Origin of the sequence: Rhodococcus sp. NPDC047139, from assembly GCF_040643435.1 — a bacterium.
Taxonomy (GTDB): Bacteria; Actinomycetota; Actinomycetes; order Mycobacteriales; family Mycobacteriaceae; genus Rhodococcus.
This window is the reverse complement of the sequence record NZ_JBEYUH010000017.1, coordinates 16,658-35,219: the sequence shown is the minus strand read 5'-3', so window position 1 is coordinate 35,219 and position 18,562 is coordinate 16,658. Positions and strand designations below refer to the sequence as shown.

Sequence of the window (18,562 nt, the reverse complement as noted above, 5' to 3'; positions counted from 1 at the left end):
GCTCTCACGGTGCGTTTTCCGTCCACGACCGACCACCAGATAGGTTGAGTCCATGACTGACGCAGAAAGTGCCGCAGCGTCCACGCGTGCGGGTGTGACCCCCCGATCCGTTCTCGTCACGGGCGGAAACCGCGGGATCGGTCTCGCCGTCGCCCGCCGCCTGCAGGCGGACGGCCACAAAGTCGCCGTCACCCACCGCGGCTCGGGTGCGCCCGAGGGCCTGTTCGGTGTGCGGTGCGACGTCACCGACGCCGACTCGGTGGACGCAGCCTTCAAAGAGGTCGAGGAGCATCAGGGCCCGGTCGAGGTGCTGGTCGCGAATGCGGGTATCACCGACGACACCCTGCTGATGCGCATGACCGAGGACCAGTTCACCTCGGTGATCGATGCGAACCTCACCGGCGCTTTCCGATGCGCCAAGCGCGCCAATCGTGCGATGCTGCGAGCTCGCTGGGGCCGCATGATCTTCCTCGGCTCGGTCGTCGGTCTCGCCGGCCAGGCCGGGCAGATCAACTACGCTGCGTCGAAGGCCGGTGTCATCGGTCTCGCCCGGTCCGTCACCCGCGAGCTCGGTTCACGCTCGATCACGGCAAATGTTGTCGCTCCCGGCTTCATCGAGACCGACATGACCGCAGATCTGTCCGACGATCTGCGCGAGACGGCCAAGAAGTTCATCCCGCTGCAGCGACTCGGCAAACCGGAGGACGTCGCCGCCGTCGTCAGCTTCCTTGCTTCCGACGACTCTGCCTACGTCTCCGGCGCCGTGATCCCGGTCGACGGCGGCATGGGCATGGGCCACTGAGGGTCTTACGGACCACACTGGCGGTCGCACCGATCACACCCGAATCTCACTGGAGGACCGACACACTCATGGGCGGACTGCTCGACGGCAAGACCATTCTCGTCACCGGCATCATCACCGATGCCTCGATCGCCTTCCACACCGCGAAGGTCGCGCAGGAACAGGGCGCGAAGGTGATCATCACCGGCTTCGAGCGACTCCGGCTGATCGACCGGATCGCGCAGCGCCTGCCACAGCCGGTGCCGCCGGCGATCAGCCTCGACGTGCAGAACCAGGAGGATCTCGACGGTCTCGCCGACAAGATCCGCGAGCTCGCCCCCGAGGGGATCGACGGGGTCGTCCACTCCATCGGCTTCGCACCCCGCTCCTGCCTGGGCAGCCCCTTCCTCGACGCGCCGTGGACCGATGTCGCGGTTGCTCTCGAAGTGTCCGCCTATTCCTACGGCGCTCTCGCCAAGGCCGTCCTCCCCGTGATGAACGAGGGTGGCTCGATCGTGGGAATGGACTTCGACCCGTCCCGAGCCGTGCCGTTCTACAACTGGATGGGTGTTTCCAAAGCGACGCTCGAATCGGTGAACCGCTATGTGGCCAAGGAGGTCGGGCCGCGCGGCATCCGTTCCAATCTCGTCGCCGCCGGACCGATCAAGACCCTCGCCGCGAAGGCGATCGCGGGAGACGCGACCGGTCCGGGCGCCGAGATGAATCGGCTCAACGAAGGCTGGTCGGCCGCGTCCCCGATCGGCTGGGATGTCGACGATCCGACACCGGTCGCGAAGACCGTGTGTGCGGTGCTGTCCGACTGGCTACCCGGCACCACGGGCTCCATCGTCTACGTCGACGGTGGATTCCACTCCCAGGTCGGCTTCGGCGGCTGACCGTCCGACGGAAGGCACTGGCATGGCGAACACCCCCGAGGCGTACGACGCGTTGATGTTGCTCTCGTTCGGTGGGCCGGAAGGTCCCGACGACGTCCGGCCGTTCCTCGAGAATGTCACCCGCGGGCGCGGAATTCCGCCCGAGCGACTCGACGAGGTCGCGAAGCACTATCTGCACTTCGGGGGTGTGTCGCCGATCAATGCCCTCAACCGGGCGATCATCGACGCCGTCCGGGCCGAATTCGATGCGCACGGCATCGACCTGCCGATCTACTTCGGCAACCGCAACTGGCATCCCATGGTCGAGGACACCGTCGCGCGGATGCGCGACGACGGGATCCGCAACGCTCTGGTGTTCGCGACGTCCGCCTGGGGTGGTTACTCGGGATGCCGGCAGTACCACGAGGACATCGCCCGGGCGCGTGGGGCCGTCGAGCGAGCTCCGCAGCTGACGAAGCTGCGGCAGTTCTACGACCATCCGCTGTTCCTCGACGCCGTCACCGACGCGGTGCGGGCGGCCCGCGCAGAGCTTCCGGACGAGGTGCGCGACACCGCGCGACTGGTCTTCACGGCGCACTCCGTCCCGACCGGCTTCGACGCCACCGGCGGTCCTCCGGATGAGGGCGGACATCTCTACAGCCGTCAGGTCGCAGAAGCGGCGCGGTTGGTCGCGGAGGCGCTCGGCGCGACCGACTACGACCTGGTATGGCAGTCGCGGTCCGGCCCGCCCCAGGTGCCGTGGCTCGAACCCGACATCGTGGACCACATCGACGCACTGCACGAACGCGGCGTCGGCGCGATCGTGGTCGTCCCGGTCGGATTCGTCTCCGACCACCTGGAAGTCGTGTGGGATCTGGACACCGAAGCCCGTGATCGTGCCCGCGAACTGGGCATGGCGTTCGTCCGGGCGTCGACGCCCGGAACCGATCCACGGTTCGGGCAACTCGTGTGCGAACTCGTGGAGGAGCAGCGCGACGGAGTCGCCGCCCGTCGTCGCGGGAGCGAGCCGCTGCTCGGGGCCGGATGCAACGGGAGCCTGTGCGCCGTGGCGTGCTGCGAGCCCCCGAAACGTCCGTCCCGGCCCCCGGCGAACTGACCCGGCAGTTTCACAGGGCACGCTCGGAGCCCGGCACCCGGCATCACAGGGAGTGGCGTCCGGTGGGCGCCGCGAGCGGAGAGACGAACCAGCGCGGCAGCGACCGGCGTAGTGCACTCGGGCCGTCGACCCGCACGGTCCGCGAACCTATCGCACCGGACCAGGTGGCTTCGCCGCGCCAGATCTCGGTGAGCTCACGCAGTCCTGCCGTGACCCGAACCGAGACCTCGAAACCCGGATCGGTGTCGCACACATCGACATCGTCGTCGGTGATCACGAGCCACCATCGGCGCGACGCGGTGGAGACGGCAGGAAAGACGAACTCGACGACAGCGCGCCGGACCGGAACCGCGGTGTGGTCGACGTTCCGGTGCATGTCCCACATCAGCAGCCTCGGGTCGAGGTCGGCATCGCCGAGCGTTCCCGTCCAGCGCGTTCCCCAGGCACCGAACGCTTCGACGACGGCGTCCAGGTCGCGTCCCGCCGGAGTGAGCACGTATCGCACATCGGTACCGTCGCCGAGTCGCTGCACGATGCCCGCCGCCGTGAGCTGATGCAGCCGCTTCGAGAGCAGGGTCGGTGACATGTGCGGCAGACCCCGCCGAATATCGTTGAAGTGCTCGCTGCCGAGAACGAGTTCGCGTACCACGAGCAGGGTCCACCTCTCGTCGAAGAGTTCCATCGCCTTGGCGACGGGACAGAACTGGTGGTACGGCGGGCCCATGATCGGATGGTAGGACCGTCGGCCCGCCACGACCAGCACGAACGGGTGGCGGTGCGGTACAGATTGTGTACTGGAGGACACAGCCCCGGCCTTCCTACAGTCGATCTGTGACCCGGGCCGCCGCTCGACGGCGCCGAAGCCGGGTCCCTCGACAGGAGGATCCTCTGATGACCGACATCTCCACGACACACGACGCCGATCGCGCCCTGAAGGCCAAGCACCGGGCGATGTGGGCACTCGGCAACTATCCGGCGGTGGCGACACAGGTCATCGCCGAACTCGGACCCGCACTCGTGTCCGCAACCGGAATCGGTCCGGGCGACCGTGTCCTGGACATCGCCGCGGGGTCCGGCAACGCCTCGATTCCGGCCGCGCTCACCGGGGCGACGGTCGTCGCCACCGACCTGACACCCGAACTGTTCGAGGTCGGTCGCCGTGACGCCGACGCAGCGGGCGCGGATCTCGACTGGCAGGAGGCGGACGCCGAAGCGCTCCCGTTCGACGATGCCGGTTTCGACGCCGTGATCTCCTGCGTCGGAGTGATGTTCGCGCCCCACCACCGTGCCGCCGCCGACGAGTTGCTCCGGGTCACGCGGCCCGGCGGCCGAATCGGTCTGCTGAGCTGGACACCGGGCGGCTTCATCGGTCAGATGTTCGCGACGATGAAACCGTATGCGCCGCCGCCTCCTCCGGGCGCGCAGCCGCCACCGCTGTGGGGCGACGAGGTACACCTACGAGAGCTGATCGGCGATCGCGTCACCGACCTGCAGGCACGCACCGAGAATCTCCGGGTCGAGTGCTTCACGACCGGAGCGGACTTCCGGGACTTCTTCAAGTCCGCCTACGGTCCCACGATCGCGGTGTACCGCAACATCGCCGACGATCACGAACGGGTCGCGTCCCTCGATCGTGAGCTCCTCGAACTCGCCCAGCGTCACGATCTCGGTGGGGGCGTCATGGATTGGGAATATCTGCTGGTCACGGCGCAGCGGAGCTGACCTGCACGGACCGAGCGCACGGTAGACGATGCGCGGCGCCGGCCCGCCGCCCACGGCGCGGATGAGGACATCGCGGGCGACCCACACGACGCCCGAAATGTTCAGTGGTTGTGCTCGGCCCGCAGCGCCGCCGCGACCGCCCCGACACGGGCTTCGCGCACCGCCGCCCACAGCGGCTGCAGGGCGACTTCACGACCGGCGGCTCCGGACGCGGAACCGGCCCGCATGCCCGTGCCCCGGCTCGCGACGGTGAGGATCGCCGCCACCTGATCCGCGGTATCGAGAATCCGGATTGCACGTGGCGGCAGCGATGCGGGACAGCGATGCCGAGCGAGCGCGGCGACCTCTTCGGCGATCTCTGCTCGTGGATCGGCTCGCCGGCCGTCGGTCCCGACAGTGGGGATACCGTTCAGCGCTGACGCGGCATCCCGCACCGCCTCGCGGATCGCGAACTCGGCCGCACCGAGACCACCGTCCACGGGGTTCTCGGGGACGGTGGAGAGTGCGAACACACTCCACCGGAGAACATCGGGTCCCTCGATCGTGGGGACGAGGCCGAGTCCCGGGTTTCCGGGCGCTCCCACCACAACACCTTCACCCGCGGCGAGCGCCGCCGCCGCGAATGCCGTACCGGCCGGCAGTGCGCGCACGTCGCCCGGGGCGGGAAGAACGAGCTGCAACCCCGCGCCCGCGGTCGTGTCGATGCGGCGTACGAGTGCGAGCAGCCGGGCGGCGCCGTCGACGACTCGGTGCTCGGGCACGTCGGCCGCGGACGCGGCTGCCGCGTCGTGGGCGCCGACCAGATGCAGCGGCGCCCACTCGTGCAGCGCGTCGATCACATCGTCGGGAGAGGCGTGACCGGACAACCACGACCCCGCCCACACGGTCAGCGTCAGGCTCGGGGAACTCACCCGCAAAGCATACGGCGAGCTCGTGCGGTGGTCCGGCGTGGCGGCGCGAGTCGCGCCACACGATGTCCTAGGGTCGACTGGCGTGAGCCCACGCGACATGTACGGCGGCGACATCTATGCCGGTCACGCCCGCACGAAGAAGAAGAGCGTTCCGGAACTCGAAGCGGGACGAGGCGTCGTCGTCGAGGACGTCGCATCCGGCTGGTGCGGTGCGATCGTGGGCATCGAGAAGACCTACGACGGAGACTTCGTCCGCCTCGAGGACGCGCACGGCCGAACCCGGCTGTTCGCGATGCGCCCGGCAGCGTTCCTGGTCGACGGGCAACCCGTCACGCTCGTCAAGCCCCGGCATCGTCCCACGACCCGGACTCCGAGCCGCTCGGCATCGGGCTCGACGCGCGTGGAGGGAGTGCGGGCGCGTGTGGCCCGCGGCAGCCGCATCTGGGTCGAGGGTGTGCACGACGCGGCGCTCGTCGAACGAGTGTGGGGACATGATCTCCGTGTCGAGGGCGTGGTCGTCGAGCAGCTCGAGGGTCTCGACAATCTCGGGACGCGCCTCGCCGAGTTCCGGCCCGGACCAGGGCGCCGCGTCGGTGTTCTCGCCGATCACCTGGTGACCGGCTCCAAGGAGGAACGGCTCACCGCAAATCTCGGTCCTCACGTCATGGTCACCGGCCACCCCTACATCGATGTCTGGGAAGCGGTGAAACCGCGGTCGGTTGGGATCGATGCGTGGCCGCAGATCCCGCGCGGCGAAGACTGGAAGACCGGGGTCTGCCGTGAATTGGGCTGGGGGACACCGCAGGACGGCTGGCGCCGTGTCTACGGTTCCGTGACCTCGTTTCGTGACCTCGAATCGCATCTCATCGGAGCGGTCGAACGCCTCGTCGACTTCGTCACCGAACCCGACGAGGGCTGACCGCCGTCCGGAATATCAGCGGCCCCCGTCCGCCGGGGCGGGTTCGGCCTCGCCGGCGCCGCCCGGAAGGCCGGCACTCACGCCGCCGACGTCGGTGATGGTCCAGTCGGAGGCGCGGTCCATCGTCACTGTGTAGGTCGCGGTGGCGGCGACGCCGTCGGGCGTCTGCTTGCTCTTCGACACCATGTCTACGAACACTTGCACGACGAAGACATCGCCGTCGTTGCGGGAGACCTCGGCAGCGAGCAACCGCGCCTCCGCGGTGTACTCCATCTGTGTCAACCACGGGGCCACGACGTCCACGGCCCCCTCGAGTTTCGGTGCGAGTTGTTCACTGACACCGTCGGTGAGCGCTGCTCGCCAGGCGTCGAGATCACGGAAGTCGACCTCGGAGACGCTGAGCGCGTAATCGGAAGCGACGGCCTCGGCCTCCGCCTCGATGTCGAGCAGGCTCTGCAGGTCTTGCAGTTGCTCCGACGAGTCGTCGGTCGCCCAGAGCACTCCGAAGGTCACCGCGGTGACAAGGGCGAGCACCGTGACGATCGCAAGGGTGCGGACCGACGACCACCATGGGCCACGGCTCGTGGTGCCCGCGGCATCCGGCGTGGACGTGGCCCGATCCTGTTCCGTGACATCGCTGTTCGAGATCGGTCCGGAATTCGTCATGACGCTGTCTTCCTTCTTCATCGGGGCACACTCACGGTGAACCGGACGCTGTCACCCGGCATGGTCGCGATGGCCTGTTCGAGCAGGGTACCGAGATCCATCCGCCCCACCACGGAACCGGTGGCCTGAGTGACGGGCCGCAGCGCGACACCGATCGCACCGAGTTCCGGGGCCATCTTCTTCAGGAACTCGGCGAGTTCGATCTCCTGCTGACGCCACGAGCCGAGGATCTTTTCGCCCTCGAGCACCGCGGAGCCTTCGAACAGGTACTCGTACGAGACGCCGAGTGTCTCACCGAACTGGTCCAGCATGGGAGGGGCGGCGACCATCGCCGGTCGCACCCACTCCACGTCGCCCATCATCCACATCAGATCGCGCAGTACCGTTTCCAGCGATCCCTCGTGCCGGGTGAGGGTGGACAGGAGGAGTTCGGCGCCGCGACTCGCTGCCGGCATGGTCTCCTCGAGTCCGGCCACCGATTCGGTGAACGTGGCGACGAGTTCGTTCAGTGACTCGGCGTCGGTCTGCTCGAGCAGTTCCGAGGTCGTCGCGAGCAGATCGGGCACCGAGGTGGGGAGCTCGACGATCTCGGTCAGGTGCGCACCGTCCTCGAGATAGGGGCCCTGGGTCGACGCGGGGAGAAACGAGAACACCGGCTCGCCGAGCGACGACAGGTTCTCGACGCGCATGGTGCTGTCCACGGGGATGCGGTGCTCGGCCTCGTAGGAGATGTTCATGCGGACGGATCCGTGGAGGTTCTCCATGCCGTCGACCCGCCCGATGTTCACCCCCCGGTAGACGACACTCGATCCCGTGCGAAGTCCTGCGGCGTCGCGCATGTCCACCACCGCGTGTACGCGCTGCTCCGTCGGATCGATCTTCAGTACGCCGACAACGAGATACCAGGTCCCCAGGACCATCACCACGATCAGCGCGAGGGCCGACATCCAGGCGGGAATTCGGGTCACGGCAGGGCTCCGATCATGCGCAGAAGAACCAGCCCGTCGGCGGCCGGGCTCCCTTCGTTACCGGCGATGGTCACCTCACGGATGTCGATGCCGGGCTCGAGCAGGAAGGGGACCAGTTTCTCGTCGACGAGCTCGACGAGTTCGCCCGAGTTGCCGCGCAATTCGGTGGCGCTCGGCGACGGTTCGCGCAGCAGCGGGGTGAGGAGTTCGAGGTTGTCGTTGATTTGCGGGAGTCGGGGGATCAGCCACTCGAGGCCTGTGACCATCGTGTTCACGTCGATGACAATGTTGAGCACGGCTTCCATGAAGTGGGGTACGCGCTCGAGACGCCGGCGCGCGGTGTCGGAGAACAGGAAACCGACGTCGTCGCGTGCGGCATCGAGACGTTGCGACAGGTCCTCCGTGGCGACGACGATGCGATCGATCTGGTCGATGTTCGCCGCGGCCTCGCTCAGATCCGTGGAGATGACCGCCGACAATTCGCGGGTCTCCTCCGAGTCCTCCGGCAGCACGTCGTTCAGTCGCGCGATCGAATCCTGCAGCCGGGTCAGGCTTCCGCCGTTGACGAACATCGCGATCCGCTCGAGCATCGCCTCGATCTGCGGGCCCGGATCCGTGTCCTGCAGCGGGATGGTGTCGCCGTCCTGCAACGGTGCGCCGCTGCCGTCCTTCGGTGGTAGGAGAGCGATGTAGATGTCGCCGAGCACGGTGTTCTGCCGCAGTTCGGCGCGGGTGCCCTCCGGTACGACGACCGACTCGCGCACGTCGATCCTGGCGACGGCGCTGTGCGGCTCGAGATCGATGGCTCGCAGGGTGCCGACGGAGATGCCTTCGGAGCGGACGTCGGCCCCGGCCGGCAGGCTCAGCAGCGATTCGAACTCGAGGTTCAGCCGGTAGGTGGGTCCGCGCACTCCGGACCCGGGCAGCGCGTGGTCGCTGGGATCGAAACTGCATCCGCACAGCACCACCAGGGCGGCGAGGGTCACCCCGAGCAGTCGGCGGTGGCTGAGCCACCCTGTGCGGCGGTGGCTGAGCCACCCTGTGCGAGTTGGGCGGGTGAACGAACGGCTCACGGCGTTGCTCCGATCGTCGACATGACCAGCTGGGGCAGCGGCACCGACACCGAGCGTGAGGACACCACGGTGCAGCTGTCCGGAGCGATCTGTTCGAGTGCCGTGCAGGTCAGGGCGGCGGCGGGAGTCGGCACTTCGGCCCGGGCGGGGTCGAGTTCGACGGCGACGGATCCGGGATGGCTCTGCACCATCGTCTCGAGCATCGTGATCGTGCCGGGAATGGTGGCGAGCAGTTCGCCGGAGCTCTCCGCCTGGGTGCGCAGCATCGTCAGCGTCGGCAGCGTGGAGTTCAGGGCGTCCATCAGGTAGGGGAAGTGCTCGTTGAACAGCCGGTCGAGCGGGCCGACGGCCAAGGAGAGCTTCTCGACGAGGATCTTCGCCACGACGAGCATCTGCTCGATGCCGGCCAGACCCGGAGCGAACGTCTGGACGGTGGATTTGACGCTCTCCCAGTCGCCGGCGAGCACGGTCGTCATCTCGGCCGAGTTGTCGAGGATCTGACCCAGCTGGTCCATGAAGTTGTCCGGGGACGACAGCAGTTCCGCGAGGTCGCGCAGTTCACGGTTCAGTGTCGGTCCCAGATCTTCGAACTCTCGTCCGGCGTCCTTCAGAGCCGATTCGAGCGGCGCGGTTCCGTCCGGTCCGCGCTCGGTCATCTGACGCACGAGCTCCGAGAACGATCCGAGGGCATCCGACACGCTGACGGGCGTGCGGGTGCGCTCCGTGTCGATGCACGTGTCCGAGGACAGGGCAGGTCCGGGGCGGGGATCGGCGTCGACGAGTTCGACGCGACGATCGGTGAGGATCGACGCGTTGGTGATCACCGCACCGGTGTCGGCGGGAAGTTCGCGGTCGTCGACGGTCATGTCGACGCGCACGCGCGCACCGTCGGGTTCGACCCGGTCCACGGTCCCGATCGAGATTCCTCGGATGGTGACCGGAGAGCCGGGATACAAGCCGTAGGAATCCTCGAAGAAGGCACAGATCGAGGCGTCGTTCCGGGAGGTTGCGGCGAAGGCGGTCGCGCCGGCCACGGCCAGCGTCACGACCGTCGCCGCGGTAACGAGTCGTCGTGAATTCATCGTCGGTGTTCGCACGTCAGCACCGCGTTCCCGGCATCGGGAGACAGACATCGGGCCGTTGGACCGTCAGTCCGCTCTGGTCGACAAGGGCCTGGCCTTCGGGACCGGCGACGGCCGCGAGTCCCGTGAGGGTGGAGCGGAGGGATTCCGTCATGGCCTCGACGGACGCCGACAGTTCTTCACTGCTGTCGGCGGCTTCCACGAGGTGCGGAATGATCGGTTCGACCTTCTCCTGGTACGGGCCGCTGAGGAAGTCGAACAGCAGCCCTGCGAGACCGGAGAGCCCGTCGGCGAAGACCTTCACGTCCTGATGGGCTTCGACGATCTTCGGACCGAGGATCGCGTAGCCCCGGATGATCTCGAGCGCGAGTTCCTTGTTGTCGTTGGCGGTGCGGAGGTATTCGTTGGACAGTTCGAGCAGACTCTCGATCTGGTCCTTCTGATTCGCCATGACGTCCATGAGCGCTTCGAGATCGGTCACCGTGATACGCACCGCGCCCGGGGATTCGCCGAGCATGGCGGCGGTCTTGTCCAGGGCCGTGCGCAGCGCCTCGGTGTCGAGTTCCTCCACCACTGTGGTGGCCTCCTCGAACATGTCGTTCACCAGGAACGGCAGGGCCGCTCGATTCGGCGGGATGGGTTCGGTCAGCGGTTGCCTGCCGGCCGGGTGCAGCGCAAGGTACAGACCCCCGATGGGGGTGAGCATCCGTACCGACACGGAGGTCTGGTCCCCGACGAAATGCTCGGATTCGACGGTGAACTCGACATCGACATGGTCGTCGGCCAGGTTCAGCCCGGTGATCGAACCGACCGGGACACCCGCGATGCGCACGTCGTCGCCGGCCGCGAGTCCTGCCGATTCCGGCAACTGAAGCCGGTAGGTCGTCGAACCGACGGGACGCAGATAGAGCATGAACACGATGCCGGCGACAAGGAAGAGGACGAGCAGACCCGACAGTGCCCACCACATCTGGGTGCGGGGATCGGCGTCCTCGGAGCCGAAGTCGAGACGCCCGAACAGGCGGGTGCGCATCAGGCACCTCCGTTGCAGATGGTCAGGGGACGGCTCTGGAGCAGCACGTCGGCCTCGATCGGCAACTGGACCGCGCCGTTGCTGCACTGCCGGGATCCGTCCACGCGCGGTACCAGGGAATTGATTCCTTCGAAGATCCCCGGCAGGACCGAGAGGGTGTCGATGGCCGTCGACGGATCCGGTATCACCTCGTCGACCCGGCGGATGAAGTCGTCGTTGCGTTCGAGGAAACCGGGGTGGTCGGCCGGGGCGCCGAGAAGGAGCTGGGAGAGCAGGTTGACGGTGCGGTCGACCTCCGCCATCTCGGTCGCGCCGAGCTTGGTCAGAGACAGGAACTCGGTCATGCGTGTCACCAGGGGTGTGAAGATCGAATGGAAGACCTCGAGAATGTTCTCGAGGTTCTCGGAGCGGCCTTCGAGCTGCTCGTTGAGGGCGGTGAAGTTGTCCAGGAGTCTGCCCATCAGTGCGCTGCGGTCTTCGGCATAGGTCGCAAGTTCGGCGATGTCGCGCATGACAGGGGTCGGGCTGGACTCGCTGCCTTCGATCAACGCGGCGACGTTGGTGGCGAGACGGTTGTAGACGGCCGGGTCCGCTTCGCGCAACAGGGGTTTGAGTCCGTTGAACACCGTGGTGATGTCGAACGAATCGACGGTGTTCAGTACCGGGTTTGCGGGATCGATCTCCGGGCCGGCGTCGTCACTCCGCTCGAGTTCGAGATAGCGCTGGCCCGTGAGGTTCTGAAACTTGACCAGCAGCCGATCGCTTTCGCGCAGCCGATATTCGTCGAGGACGGTGAAATCGACGATAGCCCGGTTGTCCTCCGACACCGAGATGTCGGTGATCTTGCCGACCTGCACACCGCGCAGACGCACGTCGGCGTTCTCCTTGAGCCCGAACACGTCGCCGAAACGGGCCTGATATGCCGTCGCGGATCCGCCGACCGGTCGTTCGATCGCCTGCACGATGAGCACGACGATCAACGCGACCACGGTCGCGAGCAGTGCGAGCCGGACGGCTGCCTGACGCGAAGTTCTCATCGGGTACCCCCGGTGCTCTCGAGCGGAACCCGGAAGGCCGGGAAGGTGTCCACGAGTACGTCGACCCCCAGGACCACCCGGTCGCCCTGCTGGTGCAGGGCGCCGTCGGCGCCGTCGACGAATCTGTCGACCTGGTCGGGAGAGACCGTGCGCAGGCTCTGGTTCATCGGGATCAGGATGTCGAGCAGCATGTCGACGGCATCCGAGGTCGGGCCGAGCGCGCCGACGATCTCACCTGACAGCGCGAGCACGAGATGCGAGACCTCGGTGATCGTCTCGCTCGCCTGCTCGGTGCGGAAGTCGTCCTCGAGTTCCTCGACGGATGCGATCGCAGAGAGGGTGTTCAGTGCGGACGGGGTGAACGCCGCGATGCCCTCGGAGACATCCGCGAACCTCGGCAGCAGCTCGCTGAGCGGCTCGTTCTGGGTCCGGGCGATGTTACGCATGAGGAGCAGCGAGGAGGCGAGCAGTGGTGCCATCTGCTGGGTCAGCTCGGCGGCGCTGTCGATCGAGTCCGACAGTTGCGGGGTCACCACGTCGAGCAGGAGCCGGCCGGAGTCACGCAATACCGTGGTGACTGTGTAGTCGCCGACATCGCCGAGCGGGAGTGTGCTGCCCGGCTCGATCGGCCGACCATCCGGCATCGGGATCAGCTCCAGTGCGGTGGAGCCGAAGATGTTCGACGAGACGAAGCGGGTGTGCATCGCCGTCGACAACTCGCCGAGACGGTTCTCGTCGACACTGAGCGTGACGATCTGCTGCTGGGGGCCCTGTGGTTCGATCTCGATCACCGAGCCGATCGTCATGCCCCGCAGACGAACCGCCGTGTCGGTGGAGACCCCGTCGCCGAGATTCGATGCGGTGACCGCGAACCGGACCTCGCCGGAACGGTCGGGTTGCGACGCCCACCATGCGGCGGTGACGACGAGTGCGGCGGCGACGACGACCGCGAGCCCGCGGATCCGCAATCCGCGACGACTCGGCCCGAAGCCCGAATAATGTGCTGTGCTCACTTACTTCCTCACCCCGAGAAACTGATCGTCGCGTCGAGGCCCCACATGACGAGCGTGAGCACCATGTCGGTGGTCACGATGAGGACCAGACTCGCGCGGATGGCCCGGCCCGAGGCGATTCCGACGCCCTCGGGGCCTCCTGTGGCGTGATAGCCCTGGTATGCGTGCACGAGAGTCACGACGAGAACGAAAACGACCACCTTGATCAGGGAATAGATCAGGTCGATCGGTTCGGTGAACATATGGAAGTAGTGGTCGTAGGCGCCAGAGCCTTGCCCCTGGACCACTGTGACGGTCGCACCGGTGGCCGCGAAGCCGAGGGCGAGCGCGATCAGATAGGACGGGACGACCGCACCGACCGCGGCGATGAGGCGAGTGGACACCACGTACGGGATCGAGTCGATCGCCTGTGCTTCGAGCGCGTCGATCTCCTCCGAGATCCGCATCGCCCCGACTTCGGCGGTGATGCGGCAACCGGCCTGGGCGGCGAACCCGATCGCGGCGATCAGCGGCGCGAGTTCGCGCGGATTCGCGAGTGCCGACATGGCACCGGTCAACGGTCCCATCCCGAGCATGTCCAGGGCGGAGAAGCCGACGAGTCCCACCATCGCACCCGCGACGATGCCGAGAATCGCCAGTACCGGTGCGACGCCGCCGCCGACGATGATCGCTCGGCCGTTCCCCCAGGTCAGATCGGTGAAGATCATAACGGTCTGACGTCGGTTCCGGCGGAGCGCGTGTCCGATCCCGCGGAACGAGACGATGACGAAATACAGGTAGTGCCCGAGGGCTTCGAGAGGTTTCCACGCCCGGCCGACGTGCCGTGTCCAGTGCAGGCCGGGTGGGCGGTAGGGGGAGGGCGTGGCCACGGGTACGTTGCGGACAGTGCTCATCAGAGGAACCTCATGGGAACGAACATCAGAACGACCTGGGTGATGAACAGGTTGACGACCATGCATGCGATGATGCTGAGTACCACCGCGGCATTGACGCTGTCGGCCACGCCTTTCGGGCCACCTTTGGCCTCGAGTCCTCGCTGGCTCGAGATCACCGCGACGACGAAGCCGAAGACCGCGGCCTTGAGCAGGCACACCACGAGATCGGTGGTCGACGCGAAACTGCCGAACGAAAGCCAGTATGAGCCGGGTGCGACACCCTGCCCGAGAGAGGCCACGGCAAAACTCGCCAGGATGCTCATCAGGATGATCAGTACGGACAACATCGGTGCCACGACCACCATCGCGAGGATGCGAGGCGAGACGAGTCTGCGGTGCGGGTCGATGCCGAGGGTGCGCAGGGCGTCGATCTCTTCGCGGATCGTCCGCGAAGCCAGGTCGGCGGAGATCGCCGAACCTCCTGCGCCGCCGATGAGCAGTGCCGCGGCAAGGGGAGCGATCTGCTGCATGACGCCCATACCGCCTACGGCGCCGGCCATCGAATTGGCACCGACGTTGTCGGTCATGCTGCCGACCTGCACAGCGATGACCACGCCGAGTGGCAGAGCGACGAGTACAGCCGGCACAGCCGATACGGAGATGAAGAACCACCCCTGAACGATGGCCTCTCGCAACGGGAATCGGCCGCGTACGAGGTCGACGACCAGGTACGCGGTAGAACGGAACGCCAACCGGAGCGTGCGTCCGAAAGTACGTATGGAGTCGGCGGTGCGTGCGGCGACGGCACCCCCGAACGCCCGCTCTCCTCGGACGGCATCGTCCGCGGGTTGCGAGGTCATCATCGAGCCCCCTGATGAGATGACGCTGAAAACGCAAGTGGTTATGGATGGTCGAGCATGCAGGGCGTGGGTCCGGTGGGACCGAGTGCACTGCTGCGGTGGTGAGCCGGGCGCCTGTGACGACGGACGTGGAGTCGATCCGCCTCGGCGGGTGTCAGGCCCCCAGTGCTGCGCGAGCTTCGGGAATCATCCGCAGTCGTTCGGGTATCAACCGCGAGCCGACACGCATGGCCGCGAGCAGCGCCCGGAACTCCCGTTCGCGCGCGGTATTCCACGACACTCCCCAGATCCGGCGCACGGGTTCGGGAAAGGCGCCGAACATCAGGGTCTTCACCGGCCGGCTCGTCAGTCGTTCCAGTAGCGCGGGAAGAGGTCGGGGGAGAGTCGCAAGCCTCGGTTCCAGGGTCGCGATCACGTCCTGCTCGTCGACGAGTCGCTGCATGCGCCGGGTTCCGGGCGACATGGCGAGCTTGTCGGTGATGCCGTCCTCGACATAGCGGCGAAGGGCTGCCACGTCGCCGGGCATGTCCTGTTCACGAACCCCGAACAGGATGCCGAGCCGGCAGCTCTCCTGATAGAAGGCCTCTACCTCGGGTCCGGGTTGCGGACCGAAGCAGATCTCGATGGCGTAGATGAGCGATTCGATCGTGGTGAGGTGAACCCATGTCCACACGTCACGGTTCCACGCGTGGTATTTTCGCCCCTCGTAGTCGAGACCGGTGATGGGTCGGTGCATCTCCCGTAGCTCGCGGGCCGACTCGGCGACATTCTCGCCGAAGTAGACGCGGTAGGTGTAGGCGAGGGTGTTCTCCGCCCGGACCGAGGGCTCGGTGAACGACTTCGAATGTTGTTCGAGCGCAACCATGACAGTGGGGTGGGTGCCCTGTAGCGACAGTGCACGGAACAGGAACATGGGCCAGATGCGGCGGTCTGCCAGCAGTCGGATGAAGGGGCGGTCGGCAACGGGGACGTCGTCCTCGATGCTCTGCGGAACAGGCTGTGGGGGAGTGTCTTCCATCGCTGGACTCCTCGGGTCCGATTGCTGCGGATCGGACGTCGGCATCAGACGTCGGTGGGGGACGGGGACGGCACGACCAGGAAGGACAACATCGTTCGGGCCATCCGTCGTACTCCCTCGTCGTCGGCGGTCGCGCTACCGAGGTCGGGAGCGAGCCACACACTGACGAAGAAGCGCGAGACGATCTCCGCAGCAGTAGCCGTGTCGAACTCGACTCCTGTCCGTTGTGCGGTGAGGTCGAGTTCGTGACGAACCGATGTGAGCAGCAGCGTGGTGATCTGTGGATCGTGCAGGACGGAGATGGCAACTCCGTCGTCGACGAATCGTCGTGCCACCGGGTGGTTGCGGACGGTGCGGACCGCTTCGACGATCCATTCGACTGCGCGCTCGTACGGATTCCCGATGCTGTCGATGACACTGTGGAATCGAGCTACGAGCTGGTCGAGCTCCCATGCGAACGCCCGGGTGAGCAGTTCCTCCTTTGTGTCGAAGCGCCGGAAGACTGTGGCTCGACCTACGCCGGCCTCCGTCGCGACGTCGGCCACTGTCGTTCGTTCGAGTCCGTGATGGCTCAGACAGCGGATCGTGGCCGCGAGGATTGCGGTGTCGGTCGCGTCGGCGTCGGAACTCTGGCCGATCAATGCTTCGACCAGGAGCGAACGCACGGGGGTGATACCCATAGTTTCAGGACGGTATCACTGATCTCACATCCGGGGAAGTGTGTGGGGAGGGTAACGAAATGCCACCCCGATGCCTATGGACTCCACCCCATACGGAATTCCGATAAAAACCGAATAGACCCCGAGCGCCCCCACGACCGCCGTGAAACGGGAACGTCCGGCCGTCGCCTGCACAACCTCACCAGGGACTCTGCCCCGGTGTCCGAATTGTGGTTCGATGGTGATCGTGGCCGCATTGATCTGGTTGATCGCCGGGGTGGCGTTGGCGGCAGGGGAAGCCCTCACCGGCGATTTCGCCCTGCTGATGCTCGGCGGTGCCGCACTGGTCACCGGCGGAGTGTCCGCAGTGACCGACCTTCCCGTATGGATCGACGCAGTGATCTTCGCAATCACGTCGGCCGTCCTGCTGCTCGGCGTGCGGCCGATCCTGCGGCGTCGGTATTCCGTGCCACCGGCCTTGCCGACGGGTATCGACGCCTTGCCGGGCAAGCGGGCACTCGTGCTCGAACAGGTGGGGGAGCATTCGGGTCGAGTCAAGATCGACGGCGATATATGGACCGCAAGGCCTTTGGACACCACCGAGGTGTACGAGCCGGGCACGACCGTGACAGTGATGCAGATAGACGGCGCGACCGCCGTCGTATGGAGGGGTGTCTGAGTAATGGAAGCATTGATCGTGCTTGCCGTAGTGGTGGCACTGGTCGTGGTCGTCGTGGCCAAGTCGGTGTCGCTCGTGCCGCAGGCAGAGGCTGCTGTCATCGAACGTCTGGGCCGGTATTACCGGACGGCTTCGGGCCAGCTCACCTTCCTGGTTCCGTTCGTCGACCGCATCCGGGCCAAGGTGGATCTGCGTGAGCGTGTCGTGTCGTTCCCGCCGCAACCGGTCATCACCCAGGACAACCTCACGCTGAGCATCGACACGGTCGTGTACTTCCAGGTGACCAATCCGCAGGCCGCCGTCTACGAGATCAGCAACTACATCGCCGCGGTCGAACAGCTCACCGTCACCACCCTGCGCAACGTCGTCGGCGGTATGACCTTGGAAGAGACCCTCACCTCCCGTGACTCGATCAACGGCCAGCTTCGGGGTGTGCTCGACGAAGCCACCGGCCGATGGGGGCTGCGCGTTGCGCGAGTCGAACTCAAGAGCATCGATCCGCCGCCGTCGATCCAGGAATCGATGGAGAAGCAGATGAAGGCGGACCGTGAGAAGCGCGCGATGATCCTCACCGCCGAGGGGCATCGGGAGTCGGCGATCAAGACCGCCGAAGGTGACAAGCAGTCGCAAATCCTCTCTGCCGAGGGTGCGAAGCAGGCAGCGATCCTCGAGGCGGAAGCCGACCGACAGTCGCGCATCCTGCGTGCACAAGGTGACCGGGCGGCTCGCTACCTCGAAGCCCAGGGCGAAGCGAAGTCCATCGAGAAGGTCTTCGCCGCGATCAAGGCCGGCAAACCCACGCCGGAACTGCTTGCCTATCAGTACCTGCAGACTCTGCCTCAGATGGCGCAGGGCGATGCCAACAAGATGTGGGTGGTGCCGAGCGATTTCGGTAAGGCGCTCGAGGGATTCGCGCGAAACCTCGGTTCGCCCGGAGAAGACGGCGTCTTCCGATTCGAGCCGACTCCTGTCGACGAGGAGTTGCAGCGGCCCGAGGACGACAGCGCCGAGGTCGAGGACTGGTTCACGACCAAGCGCGACCCGGAAGTCGCGCAGGCCGTCGCCGAAGCCGAAGCCGTGGCCCGCAAGCCGGTCGATCCGGCAGTCCGGACCGGTCTCACTCCGGAGAAGCCCGGTGGGGAAGAGCAGTCGGCCCTGCCCACCCCGCCGCCGGCACAACGCTGGATTGCGAACGAGGCATCCGAGGAGACGGTCGAACCGCCGCAGTCGCAGCAGTAACAGGAGACGTTCGAGAGGCGTGCCCGAGCGGCACG

20 protein-coding genes are annotated in these 18,562 nt (G+C 66.5%); 7 read left to right on the top strand and 13 right to left on the bottom strand.

What is annotated here, in order from left to right; translation table 11 throughout:
- Positions 1-52 precede the first annotated feature (52 nt).
- The 3 genes from fabG1 (at position 53) to ABZ789_RS19040 (ending at position 2,773) form a co-directional block, all read left to right on the top strand.
- Entirely contained in the window at positions 53-802 is a 750-nt protein-coding gene (gene fabG1, locus ABZ789_RS19050; protein WP_358426935.1) for a 3-oxoacyl-ACP reductase FabG1, read from the top strand.
- Between the two features lie 68 nt (positions 803-870).
- Positions 871-1,677, top strand: a complete 807-nt coding sequence (inhA, locus tag ABZ789_RS19045; RefSeq protein ID WP_358426932.1) for an NADH-dependent enoyl-ACP reductase InhA — start codon at positions 871-873, stop codon at positions 1,675-1,677.
- A 22-nt stretch (positions 1,678-1,699) separates the two neighbouring features.
- Complete coding sequence (locus ABZ789_RS19040) at positions 1,700-2,773, top strand: ferrochelatase (RefSeq protein ID WP_358426929.1); 1,074 nt, start codon at positions 1,700-1,702, stop codon at positions 2,771-2,773.
- 43 nt (positions 2,774-2,816) lie between these two features.
- Here the strand turns inward: ABZ789_RS19040 and ABZ789_RS19035 are convergent, their stop codons facing one another.
- Entirely contained in the window at positions 2,817-3,497 is a 681-nt protein-coding gene (locus ABZ789_RS19035) for a helix-turn-helix domain-containing protein (RefSeq protein WP_358426926.1), read from the bottom strand.
- 167 nt (positions 3,498-3,664) lie between these two features.
- On the opposite strand from ABZ789_RS19035, the gene ABZ789_RS19030 reads away from it, so the two are divergent.
- The gene (locus ABZ789_RS19030) at positions 3,665-4,495 is read left to right on the top strand and encodes a methyltransferase domain-containing protein (RefSeq protein WP_358426923.1); all 831 of its coding nucleotides are present in this window, start codon (positions 3,665-3,667) and stop codon (positions 4,493-4,495) included.
- A gap of 101 nt (positions 4,496-4,596) precedes the next feature.
- Here ABZ789_RS19030 and ABZ789_RS19025 read toward each other — a convergent pair whose 3' ends face one another.
- Positions 4,597-5,406, bottom strand: a complete 810-nt coding sequence (locus ABZ789_RS19025) for a hypothetical protein (protein WP_358426920.1) — start codon at positions 5,404-5,406, stop codon at positions 4,597-4,599.
- 82 nt (positions 5,407-5,488) lie between these two features.
- On the opposite strand from ABZ789_RS19025, the gene ABZ789_RS19020 reads away from it, so the two are divergent.
- Positions 5,489-6,325 (top strand): DUF3097 domain-containing protein, encoded by an 837-nt coding sequence (locus ABZ789_RS19020; protein ID WP_358426917.1) that lies wholly within the window; start codon positions 5,489-5,491, stop codon positions 6,323-6,325.
- A gap of 15 nt (positions 6,326-6,340) precedes the next feature.
- Here the strand turns inward: ABZ789_RS19020 and ABZ789_RS19015 are convergent, their stop codons facing one another.
- From ABZ789_RS19015 to ABZ789_RS18965, 11 genes are all read right to left on the bottom strand, one after another.
- Positions 6,341-6,991 (bottom strand): hypothetical protein, encoded by a 651-nt coding sequence (locus ABZ789_RS19015; RefSeq protein ID WP_358426915.1) that lies wholly within the window; start codon positions 6,989-6,991, stop codon positions 6,341-6,343.
- Positions 6,992-7,008: 17 nt separating this feature from the next.
- Positions 7,009-7,959, bottom strand: coding sequence for an MlaD family protein (locus tag ABZ789_RS19010; RefSeq protein ID WP_358426912.1), 951 nt, complete (start codon positions 7,957-7,959; stop codon positions 7,009-7,011).
- Complete coding sequence (locus ABZ789_RS19005; RefSeq protein ID WP_358426909.1) at positions 7,956-9,032, bottom strand: MlaD family protein; 1,077 nt, start codon at positions 9,030-9,032, stop codon at positions 7,956-7,958. The genes ABZ789_RS19010 and ABZ789_RS19005 overlap by 4 nt, the downstream gene beginning before the upstream one ends.
- The gene (locus tag ABZ789_RS19000; RefSeq protein WP_358426906.1) at positions 9,029-10,114 is read right to left on the bottom strand and encodes an MCE family protein; all 1,086 of its coding nucleotides are present in this window, start codon (positions 10,112-10,114) and stop codon (positions 9,029-9,031) included. The genes ABZ789_RS19005 and ABZ789_RS19000 overlap by 4 nt, the downstream gene beginning before the upstream one ends.
- Before the next feature lie 16 nt (positions 10,115-10,130).
- Positions 10,131-11,147: an MlaD family protein gene (locus ABZ789_RS18995; RefSeq protein WP_358426903.1), complete on the bottom strand. Its 1,017-nt coding sequence runs from the start codon at positions 11,145-11,147 to the stop codon at positions 10,131-10,133.
- Entirely contained in the window at positions 11,147-12,184 is a 1,038-nt protein-coding gene (locus ABZ789_RS18990) for an MlaD family protein (protein WP_358426900.1), read from the bottom strand. The genes ABZ789_RS18995 and ABZ789_RS18990 overlap by 1 nt, the downstream gene beginning before the upstream one ends.
- Positions 12,181-13,197 (bottom strand): MlaD family protein, encoded by a 1,017-nt coding sequence (locus ABZ789_RS18985; protein ID WP_358426897.1) that lies wholly within the window; start codon positions 13,195-13,197, stop codon positions 12,181-12,183. Before ABZ789_RS18985 ends, ABZ789_RS18990 begins: the two co-directional genes overlap by 4 nt.
- An 8-nt stretch (positions 13,198-13,205) precedes the next feature.
- A complete protein-coding gene (locus ABZ789_RS18980) occupies positions 13,206-14,090 on the bottom strand; it encodes an ABC transporter permease (protein WP_358426894.1) in 885 nt (294 codons plus the stop codon).
- Complete coding sequence (locus tag ABZ789_RS18975; RefSeq protein WP_358426891.1) at positions 14,090-14,935, bottom strand: ABC transporter permease; 846 nt, start codon at positions 14,933-14,935, stop codon at positions 14,090-14,092. Before ABZ789_RS18975 ends, ABZ789_RS18980 begins: the two co-directional genes overlap by 1 nt.
- Before the next feature lie 151 nt (positions 14,936-15,086).
- Complete coding sequence (locus ABZ789_RS18970; protein WP_358426888.1) at positions 15,087-15,950, bottom strand: oxygenase MpaB family protein; 864 nt, start codon at positions 15,948-15,950, stop codon at positions 15,087-15,089.
- 44 nt (positions 15,951-15,994) lie between these two features.
- Positions 15,995-16,630, bottom strand: coding sequence for a helix-turn-helix domain-containing protein (locus tag ABZ789_RS18965; RefSeq protein WP_358426885.1), 636 nt, complete (start codon positions 16,628-16,630; stop codon positions 15,995-15,997).
- Positions 16,631-16,847: 217 nt separating this feature from the next.
- Here ABZ789_RS18965 and ABZ789_RS18960 point away from each other — a divergent pair, with 217 nt between their 5' ends.
- Together ABZ789_RS18960 and ABZ789_RS18955 are read left to right on the top strand one after the other, a co-directional pair.
- Entirely contained in the window at positions 16,848-17,288 is a 441-nt protein-coding gene (locus ABZ789_RS18960) for an NfeD family protein (protein WP_358426882.1), read from the top strand.
- Positions 17,289-17,291: 3 nt separating this feature from the next.
- Complete coding sequence (locus ABZ789_RS18955; RefSeq protein ID WP_358426879.1) at positions 17,292-18,527, top strand: SPFH domain-containing protein; 1,236 nt, start codon at positions 17,292-17,294, stop codon at positions 18,525-18,527.
- Positions 18,528-18,562: the final 35 nt, after the last annotated feature.

What these genes read in the sequence shown, in the direction of transcription:
- ABZ789_RS19030 (WP_358426923.1), top strand. Translation starts at nt 3,665, where the DNA reads ATGACCGACATCTCCACGACACACGACGCCGATCGCGCCCTGAAGGCC.
- fabG1 (WP_358426935.1), top strand. Translation starts at nt 53, where the DNA reads ATGACTGACGCAGAAAGTGCCGCAGCGTCCACGCGTGCGGGTGTGACC.
- ABZ789_RS19015 (WP_358426915.1), bottom strand. Translation starts at nt 6,991, where the DNA reads ATGACGAATTCCGGACCGATCTCGAACAGCGATGTCACGGAACAGGAT.
- ABZ789_RS19000 (WP_358426906.1), bottom strand. Translation starts at nt 10,114, where the DNA reads ATGAATTCACGACGACTCGTTACCGCGGCGACGGTCGTGACGCTGGCC.
- ABZ789_RS19035 (WP_358426926.1), bottom strand. Translation starts at nt 3,497, where the DNA reads ATGGGCCCGCCGTACCACCAGTTCTGTCCCGTCGCCAAGGCGATGGAA.
- ABZ789_RS18965 (WP_358426885.1), bottom strand. Translation starts at nt 16,630, where the DNA reads ATGGGTATCACCCCCGTGCGTTCGCTCCTGGTCGAAGCATTGATCGGC.
- ABZ789_RS18980 (WP_358426894.1), bottom strand. Translation starts at nt 14,090, where the DNA reads ATGAGCACTGTCCGCAACGTACCCGTGGCCACGCCCTCCCCCTACCGC.
- ABZ789_RS18955 (WP_358426879.1), top strand. Translation starts at nt 17,292, where the DNA reads ATGGAAGCATTGATCGTGCTTGCCGTAGTGGTGGCACTGGTCGTGGTC.
- ABZ789_RS18970 (WP_358426888.1), bottom strand. Translation starts at nt 15,950, where the DNA reads ATGGAAGACACTCCCCCACAGCCTGTTCCGCAGAGCATCGAGGACGAC.
- ABZ789_RS18990 (WP_358426900.1), bottom strand. Translation starts at nt 12,184, where the DNA reads ATGAGAACTTCGCGTCAGGCAGCCGTCCGGCTCGCACTGCTCGCGACC.
- inhA (WP_358426932.1), top strand. Translation starts at nt 871, where the DNA reads ATGGGCGGACTGCTCGACGGCAAGACCATTCTCGTCACCGGCATCATC.
- ABZ789_RS19040 (WP_358426929.1), top strand. Translation starts at nt 1,700, where the DNA reads ATGGCGAACACCCCCGAGGCGTACGACGCGTTGATGTTGCTCTCGTTC.
- ABZ789_RS18995 (WP_358426903.1), bottom strand. Translation starts at nt 11,147, where the DNA reads ATGCGCACCCGCCTGTTCGGGCGTCTCGACTTCGGCTCCGAGGACGCC.
- ABZ789_RS18960 (WP_358426882.1), top strand. Translation starts at nt 16,848, where the DNA reads ATGGTGATCGTGGCCGCATTGATCTGGTTGATCGCCGGGGTGGCGTTG.
- ABZ789_RS18975 (WP_358426891.1), bottom strand. Translation starts at nt 14,935, where the DNA reads ATGATGACCTCGCAACCCGCGGACGATGCCGTCCGAGGAGAGCGGGCG.